The 18,850-nt window shown below is 30.8% G+C and carries 21 protein-coding genes; 12 read left to right on the plus strand and 9 right to left on the minus strand.

Annotated features, from left to right (window positions below; all coding sequences use genetic code 11):
- Nucleotides 1-119 precede the first annotated feature (119 nt).
- The 5 genes from BM072_RS00995 to BM072_RS01015 all read left to right on the plus strand — a co-directional run bounded on the left by BM072_RS00995 (nucleotide 120) and on the right by BM072_RS01015 (nucleotide 4,573).
- Nucleotides 120-803 (plus strand): hypothetical protein, encoded by a 684-nt coding sequence (locus BM072_RS00995; RefSeq protein WP_092905658.1) that lies wholly within the window; start codon nucleotides 120-122, stop codon nucleotides 801-803.
- A 65-nt stretch (nucleotides 804-868) separates the two neighbouring features.
- Nucleotides 869-2,650, plus strand: a complete 1,782-nt coding sequence (locus BM072_RS01000; RefSeq protein WP_092905660.1) for an aminopeptidase P family protein — start codon at nucleotides 869-871, stop codon at nucleotides 2,648-2,650.
- A 102-nt stretch (nucleotides 2,651-2,752) separates the two neighbouring features.
- Nucleotides 2,753-3,133 carry a Fur family transcriptional regulator gene (locus BM072_RS01005; RefSeq protein ID WP_092905662.1) on the plus strand — a complete coding sequence of 127 codons (381 nt, stop codon included), beginning with the start codon at nucleotides 2,753-2,755 and terminating at the stop codon, nucleotides 3,131-3,133.
- A gap of 7 nt (nucleotides 3,134-3,140) precedes the next feature.
- The gene (locus BM072_RS01010) at nucleotides 3,141-3,869 is read left to right on the plus strand and encodes a class I SAM-dependent methyltransferase (RefSeq protein WP_092905664.1); all 729 of its coding nucleotides are present in this window, start codon (nucleotides 3,141-3,143) and stop codon (nucleotides 3,867-3,869) included.
- A complete protein-coding gene (locus tag BM072_RS01015) occupies nucleotides 3,866-4,573 on the plus strand; it encodes a ZIP family metal transporter (protein WP_092905666.1) in 708 nt (235 codons plus the stop codon). Before BM072_RS01010 ends, BM072_RS01015 begins: the two co-directional genes overlap by 4 nt.
- 36 nt (nucleotides 4,574-4,609) lie before the next feature.
- On the opposite strand, the gene BM072_RS01020 is transcribed toward BM072_RS01015, so the two are convergent.
- On the minus strand, nucleotides 4,610-5,203 hold the full coding sequence (locus BM072_RS01020; protein ID WP_092905668.1) for a hypothetical protein: 594 nt from the start codon (nucleotides 5,201-5,203) through the stop codon (nucleotides 4,610-4,612).
- Nucleotides 5,204-5,498: 295 nt separating this feature from the next.
- On the opposite strand from BM072_RS01020, the gene BM072_RS01025 reads away from it, so the two are divergent.
- The 3 genes from BM072_RS01025 (at nucleotide 5,499) to BM072_RS01035 (ending at nucleotide 6,883) form a co-directional block, all read left to right on the plus strand.
- Nucleotides 5,499-5,762, plus strand: coding sequence for a hypothetical protein (locus tag BM072_RS01025; RefSeq protein ID WP_092905670.1), 264 nt, complete (start codon nucleotides 5,499-5,501; stop codon nucleotides 5,760-5,762).
- Nucleotides 5,763-5,793: 31 nt separating this feature from the next.
- Complete coding sequence (locus tag BM072_RS01030; protein ID WP_092905672.1) at nucleotides 5,794-6,153, plus strand: hypothetical protein; 360 nt, start codon at nucleotides 5,794-5,796, stop codon at nucleotides 6,151-6,153.
- Nucleotides 6,154-6,607: 454 nt separating this feature from the next.
- Nucleotides 6,608-6,883 (plus strand): TM2 domain-containing protein, encoded by a 276-nt coding sequence (locus BM072_RS01035; RefSeq protein WP_245752012.1) that lies wholly within the window; start codon nucleotides 6,608-6,610, stop codon nucleotides 6,881-6,883.
- Between the two features lie 87 nt (nucleotides 6,884-6,970).
- On the opposite strand, the gene BM072_RS01040 is transcribed toward BM072_RS01035, so the two are convergent.
- The 5 genes from BM072_RS01040 to BM072_RS01055 form a co-directional block, all read right to left on the minus strand.
- Nucleotides 6,971-7,669, minus strand: coding sequence for a pseudouridine synthase (locus BM072_RS01040; RefSeq protein WP_092905675.1), 699 nt, complete (start codon nucleotides 7,667-7,669; stop codon nucleotides 6,971-6,973).
- Between the two features lie 44 nt (nucleotides 7,670-7,713).
- Complete coding sequence (locus BM072_RS15560) at nucleotides 7,714-7,839, minus strand: hypothetical protein (protein WP_260562326.1); 126 nt, start codon at nucleotides 7,837-7,839, stop codon at nucleotides 7,714-7,716.
- Nucleotides 7,840-7,921: 82 nt separating this feature from the next.
- Nucleotides 7,922-9,322, minus strand: coding sequence for a dihydrolipoyl dehydrogenase (gene lpdA, locus BM072_RS01045; protein WP_092905677.1), 1,401 nt, complete (start codon nucleotides 9,320-9,322; stop codon nucleotides 7,922-7,924).
- A gap of 272 nt (nucleotides 9,323-9,594) precedes the next feature.
- On the minus strand, nucleotides 9,595-10,608 hold the full coding sequence (locus BM072_RS01050; RefSeq protein ID WP_092905679.1) for a beta-ketoacyl-ACP synthase III: 1,014 nt from the start codon (nucleotides 10,606-10,608) through the stop codon (nucleotides 9,595-9,597).
- 84 nt (nucleotides 10,609-10,692) lie between these two features.
- Nucleotides 10,693-11,565, minus strand: a complete 873-nt coding sequence (locus BM072_RS01055) for a DMT family transporter (protein ID WP_092905681.1) — start codon at nucleotides 11,563-11,565, stop codon at nucleotides 10,693-10,695.
- Between the two features lie 261 nt (nucleotides 11,566-11,826).
- Between BM072_RS01055 and BM072_RS01060 the strand changes: the two genes are divergently transcribed.
- The 4 genes from BM072_RS01060 (at nucleotide 11,827) to BM072_RS01075 (ending at nucleotide 16,101) form a co-directional block, all read left to right on the plus strand.
- The gene (locus tag BM072_RS01060) at nucleotides 11,827-13,269 is read left to right on the plus strand and encodes an FAD-dependent oxidoreductase (protein WP_092905684.1); all 1,443 of its coding nucleotides are present in this window, start codon (nucleotides 11,827-11,829) and stop codon (nucleotides 13,267-13,269) included.
- A gap of 180 nt (nucleotides 13,270-13,449) precedes the next feature.
- Nucleotides 13,450-14,256, plus strand: coding sequence for a TerC family protein (locus BM072_RS01065; protein ID WP_092905686.1), 807 nt, complete (start codon nucleotides 13,450-13,452; stop codon nucleotides 14,254-14,256).
- A gap of 48 nt (nucleotides 14,257-14,304) precedes the next feature.
- Nucleotides 14,305-15,120, plus strand: a complete 816-nt coding sequence (locus tag BM072_RS01070; protein WP_092905688.1) for an HAD family hydrolase — start codon at nucleotides 14,305-14,307, stop codon at nucleotides 15,118-15,120.
- 78 nt (nucleotides 15,121-15,198) lie between these two features.
- On the plus strand, nucleotides 15,199-16,101 hold the full coding sequence (locus tag BM072_RS01075; RefSeq protein WP_092905690.1) for a polysaccharide deacetylase family protein: 903 nt from the start codon (nucleotides 15,199-15,201) through the stop codon (nucleotides 16,099-16,101).
- 70 nt (nucleotides 16,102-16,171) lie between these two features.
- On the opposite strand, the gene BM072_RS01080 is transcribed toward BM072_RS01075, so the two are convergent.
- From BM072_RS01080 to porV, 3 genes are all read right to left on the minus strand, one after another.
- Complete coding sequence (locus BM072_RS01080; RefSeq protein WP_092905692.1) at nucleotides 16,172-16,573, minus strand: OsmC family protein; 402 nt, start codon at nucleotides 16,571-16,573, stop codon at nucleotides 16,172-16,174.
- Nucleotides 16,574-16,584: 11 nt separating this feature from the next.
- Nucleotides 16,585-17,481: a pirin family protein gene (locus tag BM072_RS01085; protein WP_092905693.1), complete on the minus strand. Its 897-nt coding sequence runs from the start codon at nucleotides 17,479-17,481 to the stop codon at nucleotides 16,585-16,587.
- Between the two features lie 117 nt (nucleotides 17,482-17,598).
- Nucleotides 17,599-18,837, minus strand: a complete 1,239-nt coding sequence (porV, locus tag BM072_RS01090; RefSeq protein WP_092905695.1) for a type IX secretion system outer membrane channel protein PorV — start codon at nucleotides 18,835-18,837, stop codon at nucleotides 17,599-17,601.
- Nucleotides 18,838-18,850 lie beyond the last annotated feature (13 nt).

The raw sequence follows: 18,850 nt of genomic DNA on the forward strand, positions 1-18,850 counted from the left end.
CAAAAGTACGGGAAATAAAGGAAATTGAGAAGTTAGATTGTTTTAATCTCAAAAAATAATAGTATAAAACGATATTAATATTAAAAAAACTATATTTTTAACTCACCTAAAATACTATCATGAAAAATACACTTATTCTTAGTTTCATTTTCTTTTCAATCAACTTATTTGGACAAGAAACCATCAAAAAATTTGATTTAAATAATTATACCTATAAAGTTATTGAAGCAATTTCTACCGAAAATCCAGCTAAAAAAGTCTACGAAATTCAGCAAACCTTAAATGATTCTATTATTTCGAAAGTTTTAATCGATAAATCCTATAAAACGGATAACGAAGAATTAATTACTGATTTTAAAATGAATGATAATGTGTTTGTTTTTAATAAAAAGTTAGTCAGTTCTAAAACTATTTATGGTATTGATCGTGTTTTTATTAATTCATCTGGACGAGTATTTACGGGAATTGAAAATGGTAGTTTTAGTGTAACTCCGCCAAATGAAAATGATTATGCTGCACAATTTGAAGGTGGTTTAACAAAATTAAGAAGTTCTATTGCAAATAATATTGATGCAGGAGAATTATTAACCAATACAGGTTTAGAGAGTATAAAAATAAACATTGAATTGGATATTGATGAAAGCGGAAATATACTATTGCGAAATATAAAAGGAAATGATAATCCAATTATTAAAACAGCTATTGAAAAAGTTATAAAGAAAATACCTAAATGGATTCCTGCAAAAGAAAACAATAAAAATATTGTGTCAAAATTTAGCATTCCAATCAATATACTTTATTAATATTATTGTTCAAATTTGTATCTTTAGCCAGTAAAATTTATTGAACAATCGTAGAAAAAAATACAATGGAAAAAATTACAGATCGTCTTTCTTCGTTGAGAGATGCTATGAAAAAAAATGGTGTAAGCGCAACAATTATTTCTGGAACTGATCCTCACGGAAGCGAGTATTTACCAGATCATTGGAAAGAGCGTTTATGGATTTCTAATTTTAACGGAACAGCAGGAACCGTTGTTGTTACTTTAGAAAAAGCTGCTCTTTGGACAGATTCTCGCTATTTTATTCAAGCAGAAGATCAATTAGAAGGAACAACTTTTGAGTTGATGAAAATGAAAATGGAAGGAACGCCTTCTGTTAACGAATGGTTGATTTCTGAATTAAAAGAAGGTGAAGTTGTTGGTTTAAATCCTCAAATGTTTTCACATTTCGCGCACATTCAAAATTATAACGAATTAACTTTCAATAAAATCGGCGTTAAATCAGTTGATTTAATCGAAGAAGCTTGGCAAAATCGTCCAACTTTACCAACTAATCCTTTCTTTCTTTACGAAACTAAATTTGCTGGAAAATCAGCTTCAGAAAAATTAGTAGAAGTTCGTCATGAAATGAAGAAAAACAACACAAATGTTTACATTTTATCAGCTTTAGACGAAATTGCGTGGTTATTTAATATTCGCGGAAATGATGTTAATTATAATCCATTAACCATTTCTTACGCACTTGTTGATGCAGAAAAAGCAATTCTTTTTATTGACGAAACAAAAGTTACAGACGAAACAAAATCGGCTTTAGCACAAGAAGGAATTTCGATTCAATCGTATTTAGATATTTATACTTATTTAAATAATCTAACCGAAAGTGATCACGTTTTGTTTGATGGTAACAAAACAAATCAAGCCTTATACGAAGCTATTTCTTCTACATCTACAATCAATTTAGTTGCTTCGCCGGTTACTGGTCTTAAAGCAATTAAAAATGAAATAGAATTAGATGGTTTTAGAAAAGCAATGGTAAAAGATGGTGTTGCTTTGACAAAGTTTTTTATCTGGTTAGAAGAAAATATTAACAACAATATCAACGAAGTTACAGTTGACGAAAAATTGAAATTTTTTAGAGCTGAACAAGAGAATTTTAAAGGTGCAAGTTTCGGAACAATCTGTGGATATGCAGATCACGGCGCAATGAATCATTATTCTGCAACGCCAGAATCAGCTTATACTTTGGGTACAGATAAAATGTTATTGATAGATTCTGGTGCTCAATTTTTAGAAGGAACAACAGATATTACCCGAACTTTAATTTTAGGAACGCCGACATCACAACAAAAAACTGATTATACATTAGTTTTAAAAGGAATGATTAATTTATCAGAAATTATTTTTCCTGCCAACACGCGCGGTTCTCAATTAGATGCTTTTGCACGAAAAGCGCTTTGGGATAACGGTTTTAATTATGGTCATGGAACTGGTCACGGAGTTGGACATTTTTTATGCGTACACGAAGGTCCACAAAGTATTAGAGCTGAAGAAAATTTAACAACCCTGAAACCAGGAATGGTACTTTCTAACGAACCAGGTTTGTATCGCGATGGTGAATATGGAATCAGAATTGAAAATTTAATTGTTGTACAACCTGCATTATCAACTCAATTTGGAGATTTCTATAAATTTGAAACGATTACAATTTCACCTATCGATAAAACATTAATTGATGTAACAATCTTAACTGATGAAGAAATAACTTGGTTAAATAATTACCATCAATTTGTTTTTGATCAATTAAATTCTTTCTTAAACGAAAAAGAAAATCTTTGGTTAAAAGAAAAATGTGCTCCTATTTCTAAATAAGAATTCATCACAAAAAATATTTCTCAAAATCCTATTCTTACCGAATAGGATTTTTTGTTTTAAATTAATAATCGTATTATTGCAACAGATTTGCATTAAGTAATGAAAAGACGAAATACACCAACAAAACAAGCTGTTTTAGATTTGTTCGATTCGTGTTCTTCGGCGTTGAACCAAGAACAGATTGAAACACAATTGCAAGAAAAAATGGATCGTGCGACGATTTATCGCATTCTAAATAATTTTTGCGAAGATGGTGTAATGCATAAAGTTGTTGGTGATGATGGTATTAATTATTTCGCGCTCTGCAAAACTTGCTGCGAACACACTCAACATCATCACGATCATTTTCATTTTAGATGTACAAAATGCAATCAATTAATTTGTTTAAACGAAGAAATAAAAATCAATTTACCCGAAGGTTTTTCGATGAAAGACTGTAATTGCGTCATTACAGGAACTTGTCCTGACTGCCAAAAATAAAAAAATTATGGATTTAGAATGGTTTGTAAAATGGTTTAATTCACCATATTATCATATATTATATAAAAACAGAAGCTTAACAGAAGCAGAAGATTTTATAAAAAAATTGACTGAAAATTTGCACTTAGCTAATCATGCAAAAGTGTTGGATTTGGCTTGTGGAAAAGGTCGCCACGCGGTTACATTAAACAAATTAGGTTATAATGTTTTAGGAATTGATTTGTCTGTTGAAAGCATAAAATATGCAAAACAATTTGAAAATGAGCATTTAAAATTTGAAGTTCATGATATGCGCGAAGTTTATCATGAAAACGAATTTGATGCTGTTTTTAACTTATTTACAAGTTTTGGATATTTTGAAGATTACAACGATAATTTTAAAGTTTTTGAAGCCGTAAAAACACAAATTAAAGAACACGGAATTTTTGTTTTAGATTATTTGAACGCCGAAAAAGTGGTGGCAAATATGATTCCGTATGAAGAAAAATTGATTGATGAAATCTTATTCAAAATTACAAAATCAGTAGAAAATGGTTTCATCAAAAAAGAAATTGATTTTACTGATAAAGGCGAAACTTTTCATTTTGAAGAATATGTACGTTTAATTTATTTCAACGATTTTAAAACTATTTATGAAACTGAAGGTTTTGAATTAAAAGAAGTTTTCGGAAATTATAATTTAGATGATTTTAACGAAAATAATTCTGACCGACTAATTTTAGTCCTTAAAAAATGACAGAAAGTTTAATTCTTATTTCAAGTGTAATTATCGGTGTTATTTTCTCGAAATTATTACTGAGAAATAAACACAATTCAAAATTACTTTTAACCTTTAGCGGCGCGTTTTTTTTGGCGATGACCGTTTTAGAGATTTTGCCACAAGTCTACGGACATCCTTCTGCTAATCACGATCATCATGCGATTGGTTTGTATGTTTTGTTGGGTGTTGTGGTGCAATATATTTTAGAAACAATAAGCAAAGGCGTAGAACACGGACATATCCATTTGCATAAAAAAGAGCAGTTTCCGTTTGGTATTTTTGGAGGATTATTTCTCCATTCTATTATCGAAGGAATTCCAGTTGCCAATGCCGAATCGCATAATTTTATGTGGGCAATTTTTGTGCATAATATTCCAGTTTCTATGATTTTATTTAGCGCTTTATGTCAACATACCGAATCGTATTTTAGACGATTTCTATTTATGACACTTTTTGCATTAGCAGCACCAATTGGTTATTTCTTAGGAAAACATACACTTATTTCGAATTATTCATTAGAAATGAGCGCAATTGTTTCGGGAATATTTTTACATATTTCTACCGTTATTTTATTTGAAGCCAATGAAGGTCATCAATTTAATTTAAAGAAATTTGCCTCGATATTGGTCGGATTTGTTCTGGCTTATTTGACAGTTTCTATGCATGTACATTCGCATTAAAAATACAAAAGGAAGTTCGATTTGAACTTCCTTTTTTTATAATGTTTTACGATGATCGAGTACTAAAATTTCTCCATTCGAAACAAATTTCCATTTCTGATTCTTTTTACACTCCGGTTTTTCTGTTAAAGATTTGATATTAAAATTAACCTCTTTCGGTTTCATTAAAATATCTGCTTGGTAAATACATTCACCAATCTTTAAATTTGTAGAAAGACTATCACTTGCTAAAATATCTTCTGAAGAAAAAGATTTTATCGCTTCGTTTATTATATTTAAATCCATTTCGGTGTAGACCAAATCAAAATTAGTTGCAATTAAACTTGATGATAATCGAAATGAATTTGACTCAACATCATTTCGTATAACTGAATTGCTGGTTTCCAAATCAATTTCTTCAACTCGTTTTGGACATCCCAAATAATCTGGAATTTTATCAATTTTTTTACTTTGCAAATCTTTCTGAAATGCTTGTAATTCTGCTAATTGTTGCCTTTTTTCTGGCGAAGCTTCAACAAAAGCGGTAGTTTGTGTTAATTCTTGTGCAGATAATACTTTTTTAGATTCTTTCAAATCCGAACAACTTATTACTGTAACAAAAATTAAAAAAGAGAATATAGATTTCATCATAAGCTTTAGGTTTTTACCTCAGCAAATTAAGAAATATTTAATTCATTATCAGTATTTTAACACTTTTACTTCCTAAAACTATTTCTCTTAATTAAAATTATCATTATAAATGATTTACTAGATTGTAAATGGTTAACATTTCTCGAACATATATTTTTATATAAACTGTCAAAAATTAGATAGTCATAAAGATTTTGAAATACTATAAAATAAAAAATATTTTAAATTAACCATTATTGTTTTTTAAAAATTTGTTTTATACTTTTAGTATTCAGACAATTAACACAAGATTATTATGAAACAATTATTTTTTACAACTCTAATTTTAGTTACAGGTTTCTCATCCTTTTCATTTACTCCTATTAAAAATACTTCTTCTGTAGAAAAAAGTTCTAAAACAATCAATTATATCCAAGCTTATGTTGTAAATACAGTTAATAATACAACATTATATTTTCAACAATATGATTGTGCTGAACAATATATTAACGAATTTGGAGGAATTATTACTGGAACAGCTACAGTTAAAGAAACACAGGCTTTTTCTTGCGCATTTTAAAAAGAATTAACAAAATTAAAATTTTATTTTTATGAAAAACTTAATCACGTTAGCAATAATTGCTATTGGAAGTTTTGCTTTTGGGCAAACATGTAATATCGAGCAAAATGGTATTTTTGAGCTTAATCAATTTGGATCTGATGAAGTATTTTTTTATACAGCTCCTAATAGTATTCAAAACCCGAATGCAAATAATTATACCTACTCTTGGGAATTTCAATTTGAAAATGGTGGATATGCAAGCTTCATAGAACGAGAACCTTTATTTAGCGTATCTTGTAGTAATAAAGTTACATATACAAAAGTAACTATTAGTAATGGAACGTGTAGTAAAGTGATAGAAAAAACGTGGAGACCTAAAGTTTGTGGAACAGGTAATTTAATCAATTAATAAATAATTATTTTACTTAAAGCTTAATCAAATTAGCAATAATTGCTTTTAGAAGTTTTTTTGCCAAAATCTTGTTTTCCAACTTCAAATTCTGGACTTTAAAGAAACTAATAAAAAAACCATTCTTAATTTAAGAATGGTTTTTAGTTTAATAACTAAACCAGATTCATCAATAATTTAGTCTTTATTTATGTTCGTTTTTATATCAATTGATATTTCTTGAATATACATAATTATTTATTTACTTAAATCAGCAATACATTTTTTTAAATCTTTTATCCATAAAGAAACTGTATATATTGAATAAAAAGCATTGTTGTCTAATTATATTTTACTTAAAAAGTAAATAATTTCAATTAATATTTTTTACGGTTTCCCGTATTTTTATTTGAAAACAAAAATTTATTTTTGAGAAAAATATAAAACAATGAATAAACATTACTTAATGTCAAATATGAAATCAACTGGAATTGCCTACTTATGTTGGTTCTTTTTAGGATGTCACTACGCTTATCTAGGAAAATGGGGATTACAAATTTTATATTGGTTTACTTTAGGTGGTCTTGGTATTTGGGCTTTAATTGACTTATTTACTATACCTTCAAAAGTAAGTACACATAATCTTATTATTGCAAATCAAATTGATCAAATTGAAAAAAGAGATCAAGAAGAGTCACATGCAAGAAATATGGCTATGATAAATGCAGTTTCAAATAAAAATATAATTTAAACTAAAAAAAACGGTTACGGAAAAAAATAATTGTTTCCGTAATCTTTTAATTTAAGAAATTTTAAATGAATAATTGTCAGATATAAGTTATTTATACTTACTTAAATCTAGATTCAGAATATCACCTACTCTACTAAATTCTTCGTTTATTTTTGCATTCAAAATAACTTGTTCATTCGTAATCGGATGATTAAAAATTAATTGATGCGCATGCAACATCATTCCAGTCAGTTCAAAATTCTCTAACCACAATTTATTTTGTTTGTTACAACCATGCGGGCGACTGCCTAAAATTGGGTGTAAAATATGTTTAAAATGTTTTCGTAATTGATGCATACGCCCTGTTTCGGGAATAGCTTCGACCAAACAATAACGAGAAGTTGGATGATTATTAAATTCTAATTCGATTTCGGCATTTTGCAAGCGATGAAAATATGTTATTGCATTTTGTTTAACGCCATCATCATTGGTTAAATCATAATCAATCGATAATTCGTCGGGCGACCAACCGCGTAAAATTGCTAAATATTTTTTTTCGACTTCGCGCGTCGCAAAACGATCATTCATAATTTTTAAAGCCTCTTTATCCAATGCAAATAACAAAACACCTGACGTTTTACGGTCTAAACGATGAATAGGATAAACATGCTGTCCTCCTATTTGATTTCTCAATTCCTGAATTGCAAAAACCTTTGCATCGCGTGCATAAAATGATTTATGAACCAATAATCCACTTGGTTTATTAATTGCAATAATGTATTCGTCTTGGTAAAGAATTTCTAACATTTAGCAAAAATAAAAGAGATTTCCATTGAAATCTCTTTTTTGAGTTATTTATTTCGATACTTTTCTTTTTTCATTTTAGATCGAAAAACAGAATAGAAAATTGCAATTGCTAAAACTGTAATTAAAATAGTATCCCAATGTTCTTTTATACTGTTGATTATATTATCCATGTTCTTGAAAATTATCGTTAAAATTAATAAAAAAAGCTGCTCTTACGAACAGCTTTTTAGAAATTATCTTAAATCGATTTGATTAAGCGTGAATTGCACGATTTGCAGTTGCAGCCAAAGCAGCTTCTTTAATCGCTTCTGAGAAAGTTGGGTGAGCATGTGACATTCTTGAAATATCTTCTGCAGACGCACGGAATTCCATTGCTGTAACACCTTCTGCAATTAAATCTGCAGCACGAGCACCAATAATATGAACTCCTAAAACTTCGTCAGTATTTTTGTCTGCTAAAATTTTAGCAAAACCGTCTGTATCCATAGATGCACGAGCGCGACCTAAAGCTTTGAATGGGAAAGAACCTACTTTGTATTCTACTCCTTCTTCTTTTAATTGCTCTTCTGTTTTACCAACTCCTGCAACTTCTGGCCAAGTATAAACAACACCTGGAATTAAGTTATAGTCAATATGAGGTTTTTGACCTGCTAATTGCTCAGCAACCAAAGTACCTTCTTCTTCTGCTTTGTGTGCTAACATTGCACCAGCAACTACGTCACCAATTGCATAAATGTTAGAAACATTAGTTTGTAAGTGACCGTTTGTTTTGATACGACCTCTTTCGTCAACTTCTACTCCAACAGTATCTAAACCTAAAGAACCTGTAAATGCACGACGACCAACTGCTACTAAAGCATAATCACCTTGAATTTCGATTTCTTCACCTTTTTTGTTTGTTGCTTTTAAAGTAACATCGTTTCCGTTGTTTACTACAGAAGTTACACCTGTAGACGTGTAAAATTTCATTCCTTGTTTTTTCAATACTTTTGTCAATTCTTTAGACAAAGCACCGTCCATTCCTGGAATTACACGATCTGCATATTCTACAACAGTTACTTGAGAACCTAAACGTAAGTAAACAGAACCTAACTCTAAACCAATAACTCCACCACCAATTACAATTAAATGTGCAGGTACTTCTGTTAAAGCTAATGCTTCTGTAGAAGTAATAATTCTTGTACCATCTGTTGGTGCAAAAGGTAATTCTGAAGAAACTGATCCAGTTGCAATAATTGTATTTTTTGCTTCGATTTCTTGTGTAGAACCGTCTACAGCAGTTACAATAATATGAGTAGCATCTTTAAATGCTCCTGTACCTTTTAAAACATCGATGTTGTTTTTACCCATTAAATATTCGATACCTGCAACGTTTGTGTCGATAACATTTTGTTTACGAGCAATCATTTGAGTAAAGTTAACTTTTGGCGTATCGATATCGATTCCGTGCTCTTTAAAGTGAGTAACAGCATCGTAATAGTGGTGAGAAGAATCTAATAACGCTTTTGAGGGAATACATCCAACATTAAGACATGTACCTCCTAAAGCTTGTTTTTCGATAATTGCAGTTTTAAATCCTAATTGTGCACAACGTATTGCTGCCACATATCCACCAGGTCCTGCACCTATTACGGCTACATCATAAGAACTCATATAGTTTTATTTTGATATTATTAATTTATTTTACTCTACAAATATAATTATAATCGTATTGATTCTTGTTATAAAAAAGTAATGAATTTTATCAACTTAAATTTTAAAAACTACTCACGCTCAATCACTTAATAAAACCATTATTTTATATAGTATTTTAAGTTGTATAACTTAAACTCAAATAACTATTTTTCAAAATCAATATATTGTAAAATAAAACCCCTTCACTTTTCAGTAAAGGGGTTTTGTATATTAATTTAAAAAAACTTGTTTTACCAATTTAATAAAACAGATCCCCAAGTAAATCCAGCTCCAAAAGCTGTCATTAAAACTAAATCTCCTTTTTTGATTTTTCCATCTTTTTTTGCTTCACTTAAAGCAATCGGAATAGATGCTGCAGTTGTATTTCCGTAACGCATAATGTTATTGTACACTTTTTCGTCTGGGAAACCCAATTGTTTTTGTACAAACTGAGAAATTCTCAAATTTGCTTGATGCGGAATAAATAAATCAACATCATCTGGTGTTTTATTTGCTGCCGCTAATGCCTCCATTATCGATTCTGGAAAACGAGTTACTGCATGTTTAAAAACGTAATTCCCGTTCATATACGGATAAATTTCTTTATTCGTAATCTTGTGATCTTCTTTCAATATTTCGTCCGACCAACCCGTTTTTGTTCCTGGGAAAGTAACCGCTAATTCTTCGGCATATTCTCCTTCCGAATGTAAATTAGTTGATAAAATTCCACGTCCTTCTTCTTCCGAAGCCGATACGATTACCGCTCCTGCTCCATCTCCAAAAATAACAGAAACGCCGCGTCCTTCATCCGACATATCTAATCCGAACGAATGTACTTCTGCGCCAATTACCAATATATTTTTGTAAACACCCGCTCTAATAAACGCATCTGCAGTAGACATTGCATATACAAAACCCGAACATTGGTTACGAATATCCATTGCCCCAATTGTTTTACAACCTAATTCGCGTTGTACCAATACACCATTTCCAGGAAAATAATAATCTGGCGAAAGTGTTGCAAACAATATAAAGTCGATATCTTGAGCAGTTATACCTGCGTCTTCTAATGCATTTTTAGCCGCCTTAACTCCTAAATCTGTTGATGATATTTTAGAATTTGGCTCGATGTGTCTTCTTTCAACAATACCAGTTCTTTCTTGGATCCACTCGTCGTTGGTGTCCATTACTTTAGCTAAGTCGAAATTAGTTACAACTCTTTCAGGTACATAATGCCCTACTCCAGTAATAATAGATTTTATCATAGGATAATGTATTACTTTTCAATTGAAGCAAAGATAATACTTCGGAATGAGTTAATATAATAAATGCGTCTTTATGACAATAAATTATTTAGAAAATTTTGCTTTCACTAAACCATTGACTACGATAGATAGTACCATTACCGCTGTAGCAATGTAAAATACAGGAGTCATCTGTTCCGAATCTCCAAAAATAAGACTTGCCAAAATGATGCCATAAACGGGTTCTAAATTTACGTTTAATAACATTGTATAAGCACTTACATATTTAAACAAATCAACCGATTCTATTTGTGCATATGCCGTAAAAATAACTCCAAGTAAAGTTAACCAGCCTAAATTAGACCAACTTACCGTAAAAACTTCTTCGAAACCTGATGGCTGAAAAAACAACATCACTAACGAAATTGTAATAATACCTCCAATCATTTCATAAAAAGTAACTTGAGTAGGCACAGCATCTTTTTGTATTCTCGAATTAAAAACAGCAAATAAAGCAGATAAAAAACTACAAATTATACCATAAATAATTCCCATCTTATATTCGGGCGATGCATTAAAAATAACCACAACACAAGCCGAAACAACAACGGCTAATAAAACTTCGTAGAGATTTATTTTTCGTCGATAAAAAATAGGTTCTAAAACTGCCGTAAATAAAGCACCCATAGAAAGTGTACTTAGCGCGATAGAAACGTTAGAAACCTTAATTGATAAATAAAATGTAAACCAATGCATTCCTACAATTCCACCAATTCCTAATAATTTTAGCAGTGTATTTTTTGAAACTTTAAAGTCAATTTTTTTATATTTCATGTAAATAAAAACCGCAATTGCAGCAATCAACACTCTATACCAAACCATTGGCAATGCACTTAAGGTAACAAGCTTACCAAAAACGCCTGTAAAACCCCACAGTAAAACTAAAAACTGGAGGCGAAATTGTACTTTAGATATCATTTCAAACTTTTGGCAAAAATAGGTGTTTAATTCCTTATTTTTAAAAGGTTTTTAGAGAATTATTTTGTCAATATTAATTCTAGCTATCGATTCTATTTTCGGGCTTCAAAATTTATGTATTTTTACAGCCATTCTATTCCATATTTATCTCTAAACATGCCGAAATAAGAACCAAAAGAACAGTAATTATTCTCCAATTTTCTTTAAAAATTTAGAGTAACACTTAGTTTTATATTATTTTTGTAAAATAATTTTAAAAAATTGAGTAAAATAGAAAATTGGATAAGTTGTAAAGCTTGCAAAGGTCGTGGAAAAAAAAGTCAAGGACTTTCGAAAAAAAAACTCTTGCGTTATGAATCTGCGCTTGCACAATTTAAAAAAAATGAATCCGCAACCATTGTTCCGATTAAACCTAAAAACTCAATACAAATTTGTACTTCGTGTTCTGGCACAGGTTTAGAGTTAACCAATGAACGTCCTTTGGCTGATGAAAACAAATATCCGCATGTCGCTATTATTGGTGCTGGTATTGGTGGTATTGCGCTAGCATTAGCATGTTTACATCGCCAAATTCCTTTTACACTTTTTGAAAGAGATCATTCTTTTAATGATCGTTCTCAAGGTTACGGATTAACTTTACAACAAGCCAGTAAAGAGATAAAAAAATTTGGTCTTACTACTTTAGATCATGGGTTGGTTTCTACCTTACATTTGGCACACACAATTGATGGAAATATTATTGGAGAATGGGGAATTAGAAAATTACTTGCCAAAGAAACTATCCAAAACAAAAATAAGAACAAACATACCAATATTCATATTGCGCGACAATCTTTACGATTGGCTCTCTTAAACCAATTAGGTGGTGATAACCAAGTGTTATGGAGCCATCAATTCATAAACTATACATTAGATAAAAAAGCTGAATTAACATTTGAAGTTAATGGAATTAAAAAACATTTTAAAGCTGATTTAATTGTTGGTGCAGACGGTATACGCAGCTCGGTTCGGCGATTATTGATAGACGAAAAAATTAGTCCATTGCGTTATTTAGGATGTATTGTCATTTTAGGAATCTGTAAATTAAATGCTTTAGAAAATTTAGAAAACCATGCTTTATTAGATGGTGCAACCGTATTTCAAACAGCAAATGGTACTGAACGAATGTACATGATGCCATATGATAAAGACTCAATAATGTGGCAATTTAGTTATCCGATATCAGAAGATGAAGCTAAAGTATTGAGCAAAAAAGGCGCTGAAGAATTAAAGATTGAAGTTTGTAAAAGAGCGCAATGGCACAGCCCTATTCCGCAAATTTTAGCAGCAACCGAAACAAAAGAAATTACCGGATATCCTGTTTATGATAGAGATTTATTAAACCAAGATTTATTAAAAAATGCTGGTTCTGTTACTTTATTAGGCGATGCAGCGCATCCGATGAGTCCTTTTAAAGGTCAAGGTGCAAATCAAGCATTGTTAGATGCCTTGTTATTGGCGCAGAAAATTAGCGCAGTATATAATCAACAAGATAATGAGCATCATTTACGCGAAGAAGTTTTACAACCTTTCGAAAAAGAAATGATTGATCGTAGTAGTATAAAAGTTAAAAAATCTGCAGACGCAGCAGAGTTTCTTCATTCGGATATTGTGCTACAAGAAGGTAATGTCACTTTTGGTTCTAAATGGTCTTCGTCAATTTAAATCTATCCTATTATTCGCTATAAACTGAAGTATGCAATAATCTGTAATAAAAATTATTTTGGCAATTTTAATATTCAAAACAAAGCGATTATTTTGTCAATATTAAATTAACATTAAATAATTATTTCGAGAATATTAATTCTAGGAAACGATTGTATTTTCGGGCTTCAAAATTTATGTATGGACTTTAGTATTTTTTTACAGCCCGATGCGTTAATCGCATTATTTACATTAACCATGTTAGAAATTGTTTTAGGAATTGACAACATCGTTTTTATCTCTATTTTATCAGGTAAACTGCCTGTTCATCAACAAAAGAAAGCCCAACAACTCGGTTTATTTTTAGCCATGTTTACGCGTGTACTTTTATTGTTTTCACTAAGCTGGGTGATGAGTTTAACAAATCCGATGTTTAATATTGGCGATTGGATTGGTATAACTTCTGGCGATTGGCACGATAAATTAGCCATTTCTGGTCGAGATTTAATCTTATTGATTGGAGGTTTATTCTTAATTTATAAATCTACAGTAGAAATTCACCACAAAATAGAAGGTGTTGTAGAAGAAGGTGGAAAAGTTAAAATACATTCTTTTGCAGGTACAATTGTACAAATCTTAATTTTAGATATTGTTTTTTCTTTAGACTCTGTAATTACAGCCGTTGGTATGGCAGAACATATCGAAGTAATGATAGTTGCAGTTGTTATTGCAGTTGCAGTAATGATGCTTTCTGCAAGCGCAGTTTCTAAATTCGTAAATGATCATCCAACTGTAAAAATGCTAGCTTTATCATTCTTACTATTAATTGGAGTTTCGTTATTAGCCGAAGGTTTTGATCAACATATCTCAAAAGGATACATTTATTTTGCAATGGGATTCTCTGTTTTAGTAGAGTTCTTGAACTTAAAAATGAAGAAGAAAAACTCTAATCCCGGAATTGTCCGAAATATTGTCGGAAACGAAGATGAACAAAATAAAAATTTATAAGTAACTTTAAGGCCTCAAGTTGAGGCCTTTTTTATTAGAATAAATTCCATGCAAAATATAAAATTAATCGTGACAGATATGGACGGAACTTTGTTGCGTTCGGACCATACATTAAATCCAGAATTTCACAAAATCTATCAACAATTAAAAGAAAATGACATCACTTTTGTACCCGCAAGTGGTCGTCAATATTACAGTATCATCAGTTATTTTGAATCTATAAAAGACGAATTGGCAATTATTGCCGAAAACGGAACTTTTGTTACTTACAAAGGAGAAGAAGTTTTTGTAGATGAATTAGATTTTTCAGTTGTAAAAGAAATCATCGAAGAAGTTCGTAAAATAGACGGTGCAAATATTGTTTTAGCTGGTAAAAATGCAGCTTATGTAGAATCTAAAGATGATGTTTTTATCGAATATTACAAAAACTATTACGCAAAAAATGAATGGGTTGACGATTTAACAAAAATCAAAGACGAACAATTTATCAAAATTGCCATCAATCATCCAAAAGGAACGGAAGAACATGTGTACAAAAATGTTTTAGCGTTCGAAAAATATGGTTTGAAAGTTGTTGTTTCTGGCGAAGTTTGGTTGGATATTATGAACGAAAAATCGAACAAAGGTGTTGCTTTAGAAACATTGATGAATAAATTGAATATTTCTTCGGAAGAAATCATGGTTTTTGGGGATTTTATGAATGATTTGGAAATGCTAAATTTGGCTAAATATAGTTTCGCTATGCAAAATGCGCATCCAATTGTTAAAAATACAGCTAACTATTTAGCTCCTTCTAATGATGAAGATGGTGTTTTGCAAACTATTAAAAATTATTTACAACAATTAGAAACCGTAAAAGCTTAATTATCTGATAAATAACATCATTATTTAACACGTTGATAATTTAATATTTACTAATTTCGCTCAAAACCTAAATCACACATGTTTATCCTAAACAAGCATTTAAGAAATGCTTTATTATTAAGCTCGCTACTGATTACTTTTTCTTGTAAAAATGATCAAACCTCAACAAATTCTTCAGCCCAAATTTCTGAACCAAAAGAAATTTTGCAAGAAGATTCTGACTCTTTATACACGATAAAAACAGATACTTTAAATCATTTATCAGATACAATTGCTAAAAATGACAATCAAAATCCAATTGATTCGACAAAGCAATATGTGTATTTAACTTTTGATGATGGACCTTACAAAGGAAGTAAAAACATCAACAAAATTTTGACTGAAGAAAATGTAAAAGGAACTGTTTTTTTAGTTGGTTTTAATGCTTTTACTAAAGAATTGAAGCAAAATGTAGAAGATTACAAAGTAAATCCGAATGTAGAAATTGCAAATCATACATATTCACATGCACGCAATAAATACAAAGCATTTTATAGCATGCCCGAAAATGTATTAGAAGATATTCGTAAAAACGAAGTTGTTTTGGACATACATTCGCGTTGGGTTCGTTTGCCTGCGCGTAATACGTGGCGTATAAACAAACGTAAAAAGAATGATCCCGTTAAAAATTCTATTCCAGCAGCAGATTTATTGGCTAAAAACCAATATTACATTTATGGTTGGGATTATGAATGGGAAAGAGCTGCAAAAAAATCGTCAACGCATGATTTAGCTGCTCCACAAAAAATATATGACGGAATTGTACATCGTTTGGATCAAAATAAAACATTTGAGAAAAATCATTTGGTTATTTTAATGCACGATGATATGTTTAACAGTGATAACAATGCCGAAAAATTAAGACAATTAATTGTTTTACTTAAAAATAACAAGAAAATCGTAATCGAAGGAATTTCGAATTATCCCACCAAAGTAAGCTAAATCGATTTTAAAAAAATAGTATAAAAAAAGCCTCTAACATAAATTAGAGGCTTTTTATTTTGTCTAAATTTTAAACAAAATCTATGGTTGTTTCTATCACATGACCACGTTCTAAAATTTTATGAATTGGGCAAGAATTTGCAACTTTTTCTAATCTTGTTTGTTGCTTTTCATCAAATTTACCTTCAATTGTTACATGACGCTGAAATTTAATTGGCTCTGTTGTCGAAACATCAAAATTTACATCAACTTCTACTTTATCGTAGGGAAATTCTTTGTGATTCATATACATTTGTAAGGTGATTGATGTACACGAAGCAAGCGCTGCACCTAACAATTCGCTTGGTTTTGCAGCAGTATCTAATCCGCCTTTATCAATTGGTTCATCAACTGTAAATTGATGCTTTCCTGCTTCTATTTCAGAAATATAATTTTTATCTGTTGATCTTGAAGTTATATTAATATCACTCATAATTTTTTGTTTTATTCTTTCAATTTAGATTTTGCTTGCGCTTCTGGTAACGGCACGCGCCCAGTTTCATTTGGTACATGAGGAAAACGATCGTTTATCCAATCTTCTTTCGCTTTATCAATTGTTTCGCGAGAAGAACTCACAAAATTCCAGAAAATAAAATGTTCTTCAGGTAAAGCTTCTCCTCCAAAAATATAAACAGTTGTTCCTGCTGTCATTTCAAATTCGCACAATTTAGCATCTTTTGCAACTAATAATTGTTTTGTACCGTAAGTAAAATCGCCGTCTTTTATTTCTCCTTCTAAAACATATAAAGCAGATTCTCCGTATAAATCTTGTCCTAACGAAACTTTAAAATCATTTTTGGCTTTAATCTCAATAAAATACAAAGGCGAATAAACGGGAACACCCGACGTGTATTCTCTAAATTGACCCGCAATCAGCTTATAATCTGCATTATCATCAGACCAATTTGGTAATTTATCTTCTTCTACATGTACAAAACTTGGCTCCATATCTTCCAATTCTTTTGGCAAAGCAACCCAAATTTGTAAACCATGCAAGGTTTTATCTGTTGTACGTAAATATTCGGGCGTGCGTTCCGAATGCACAACTCCTTTACCTGCTGTCATCCAATTTACAGCGCCAGGTTTTATTTCGATTTCGCTACCCAAACTATCGCGGTGCATGATTGAACCTTCAAATAAATAAGTTAATGTAGAAAGACCAATATGCGGATGCGGACCAACATCAAGATTTTGATAATCTTTTAGTTTAGCTGGGCCCATGTGGTCGATAAAAACAAATGGACCGACATGTCTTTTTTGACGAAATGGTAACAATCGTCCCACCATAAAGTTACCAATATCGGCTGCTTTTTCTTCTAATATTAATCCTACGTTTGACATTTTATTTTTTTTTATAAAATTAAATTTAAGTTTGGTTTTAAAACTTGATATAAGTTAATAAAAAAAAGAGGTTAACCAATGGCTAACCTCTTTTATGTGATAATATTTAACTATATTTTAATAATCGTAATTATTTTGTGTTTCTCCTCCAAAATTCCACGCAATACCAAAACGTAATGTATTTTCTAAGGCATTGTTTGTGTCTGACATCGGAACTAAGTAAGATGCATTAAATGCAAACGCATTGTATTTAAGCCCTAAACCTAAAGTTAAATGTTGACGATCTCCTTTCATTTTACTTTCATGAAAATAACCTGCACGTACAAATAAAGCATCGTTATAAGAATACTCTGCACCTACAGAATACATAATTTCTTTTAACTCTTCGCTTCCTCCTCCTGGTGCATCACCAAAAGATCCGAACATACTTTCCATCACTCCTTTATTTGGTATATCTCTGACAACTGTATACTGAGAATTTCCATTTCCATCAACAGTTTCTTCAATTCTAATATCTGGCGTAGGTACTAATAGCTTAGAAAACTCTGTTGTAATTCCTACTTTGTTATAATCATCAAATTTAAAATCATACCCAACTCCTAAACGTAATGTTGTTGGCAAATATGATGCATTATCTTCTGAATTTGAATAATCTAATTTTGGACCAATGTTAGAGACTTGAAAACCTCCACGTAATTTACCTTCAAAATTATTGGTATCCATTGTTTCAGATTCATAATAACCTGCTAAATCTACCGCAAATGTATTTGCAGCTTGTACAGTACCATCGCTAATTCCGTTGAATAAATCTGAACGAATAAAACGTCCTGTAACAGCCATAGAATAATTGTCTGTTAAGCGTAAACCATACGATAAATCAATCGAAAATTCGTTTGGTTTTGCCATACCATTAGGTACAATTTCGTTATTTACACCAAGACTATTTAGTTCAATCTCTCCCATATTAAAATAGTAGATACTTGCACCTAATGTACTACGTTCATCTTCTCCTAAAAATGTGTAATACGTCGCATTTAATAAGAAAACATCACTTGTTAAAGATGTCATATATGGTGTATATGAAAAGGCTACTCCCGAATAATCTTTTGCAAATGAATATTTTGCAGCATTCCAGAATTGAGAATAATTATCAGCAGATGTAGCAACACCTTGATCTCCTAAACCTCCTGCACGTGCATCTGGTGAAATTCTTAAGAATGGAGCACCAGTCATTATAGGATTTGGCTCTTTAAGTTCATTCTTCAAAGCACTTTCTGCTTCAGCTTTAGTATCAAATGTTTGAGCATACGAAAAAGCCGATGCTAAAATCAATAAGCTTGCGGTAATTTTTTTCATTCGTTTTATTATT

It is taken from the genome of Algoriella xinjiangensis (genome assembly GCF_900115015.1).
Classification (GTDB): Bacteria; Bacteroidota; Bacteroidia; order Flavobacteriales; family Weeksellaceae; genus Empedobacter; species Empedobacter xinjiangensis.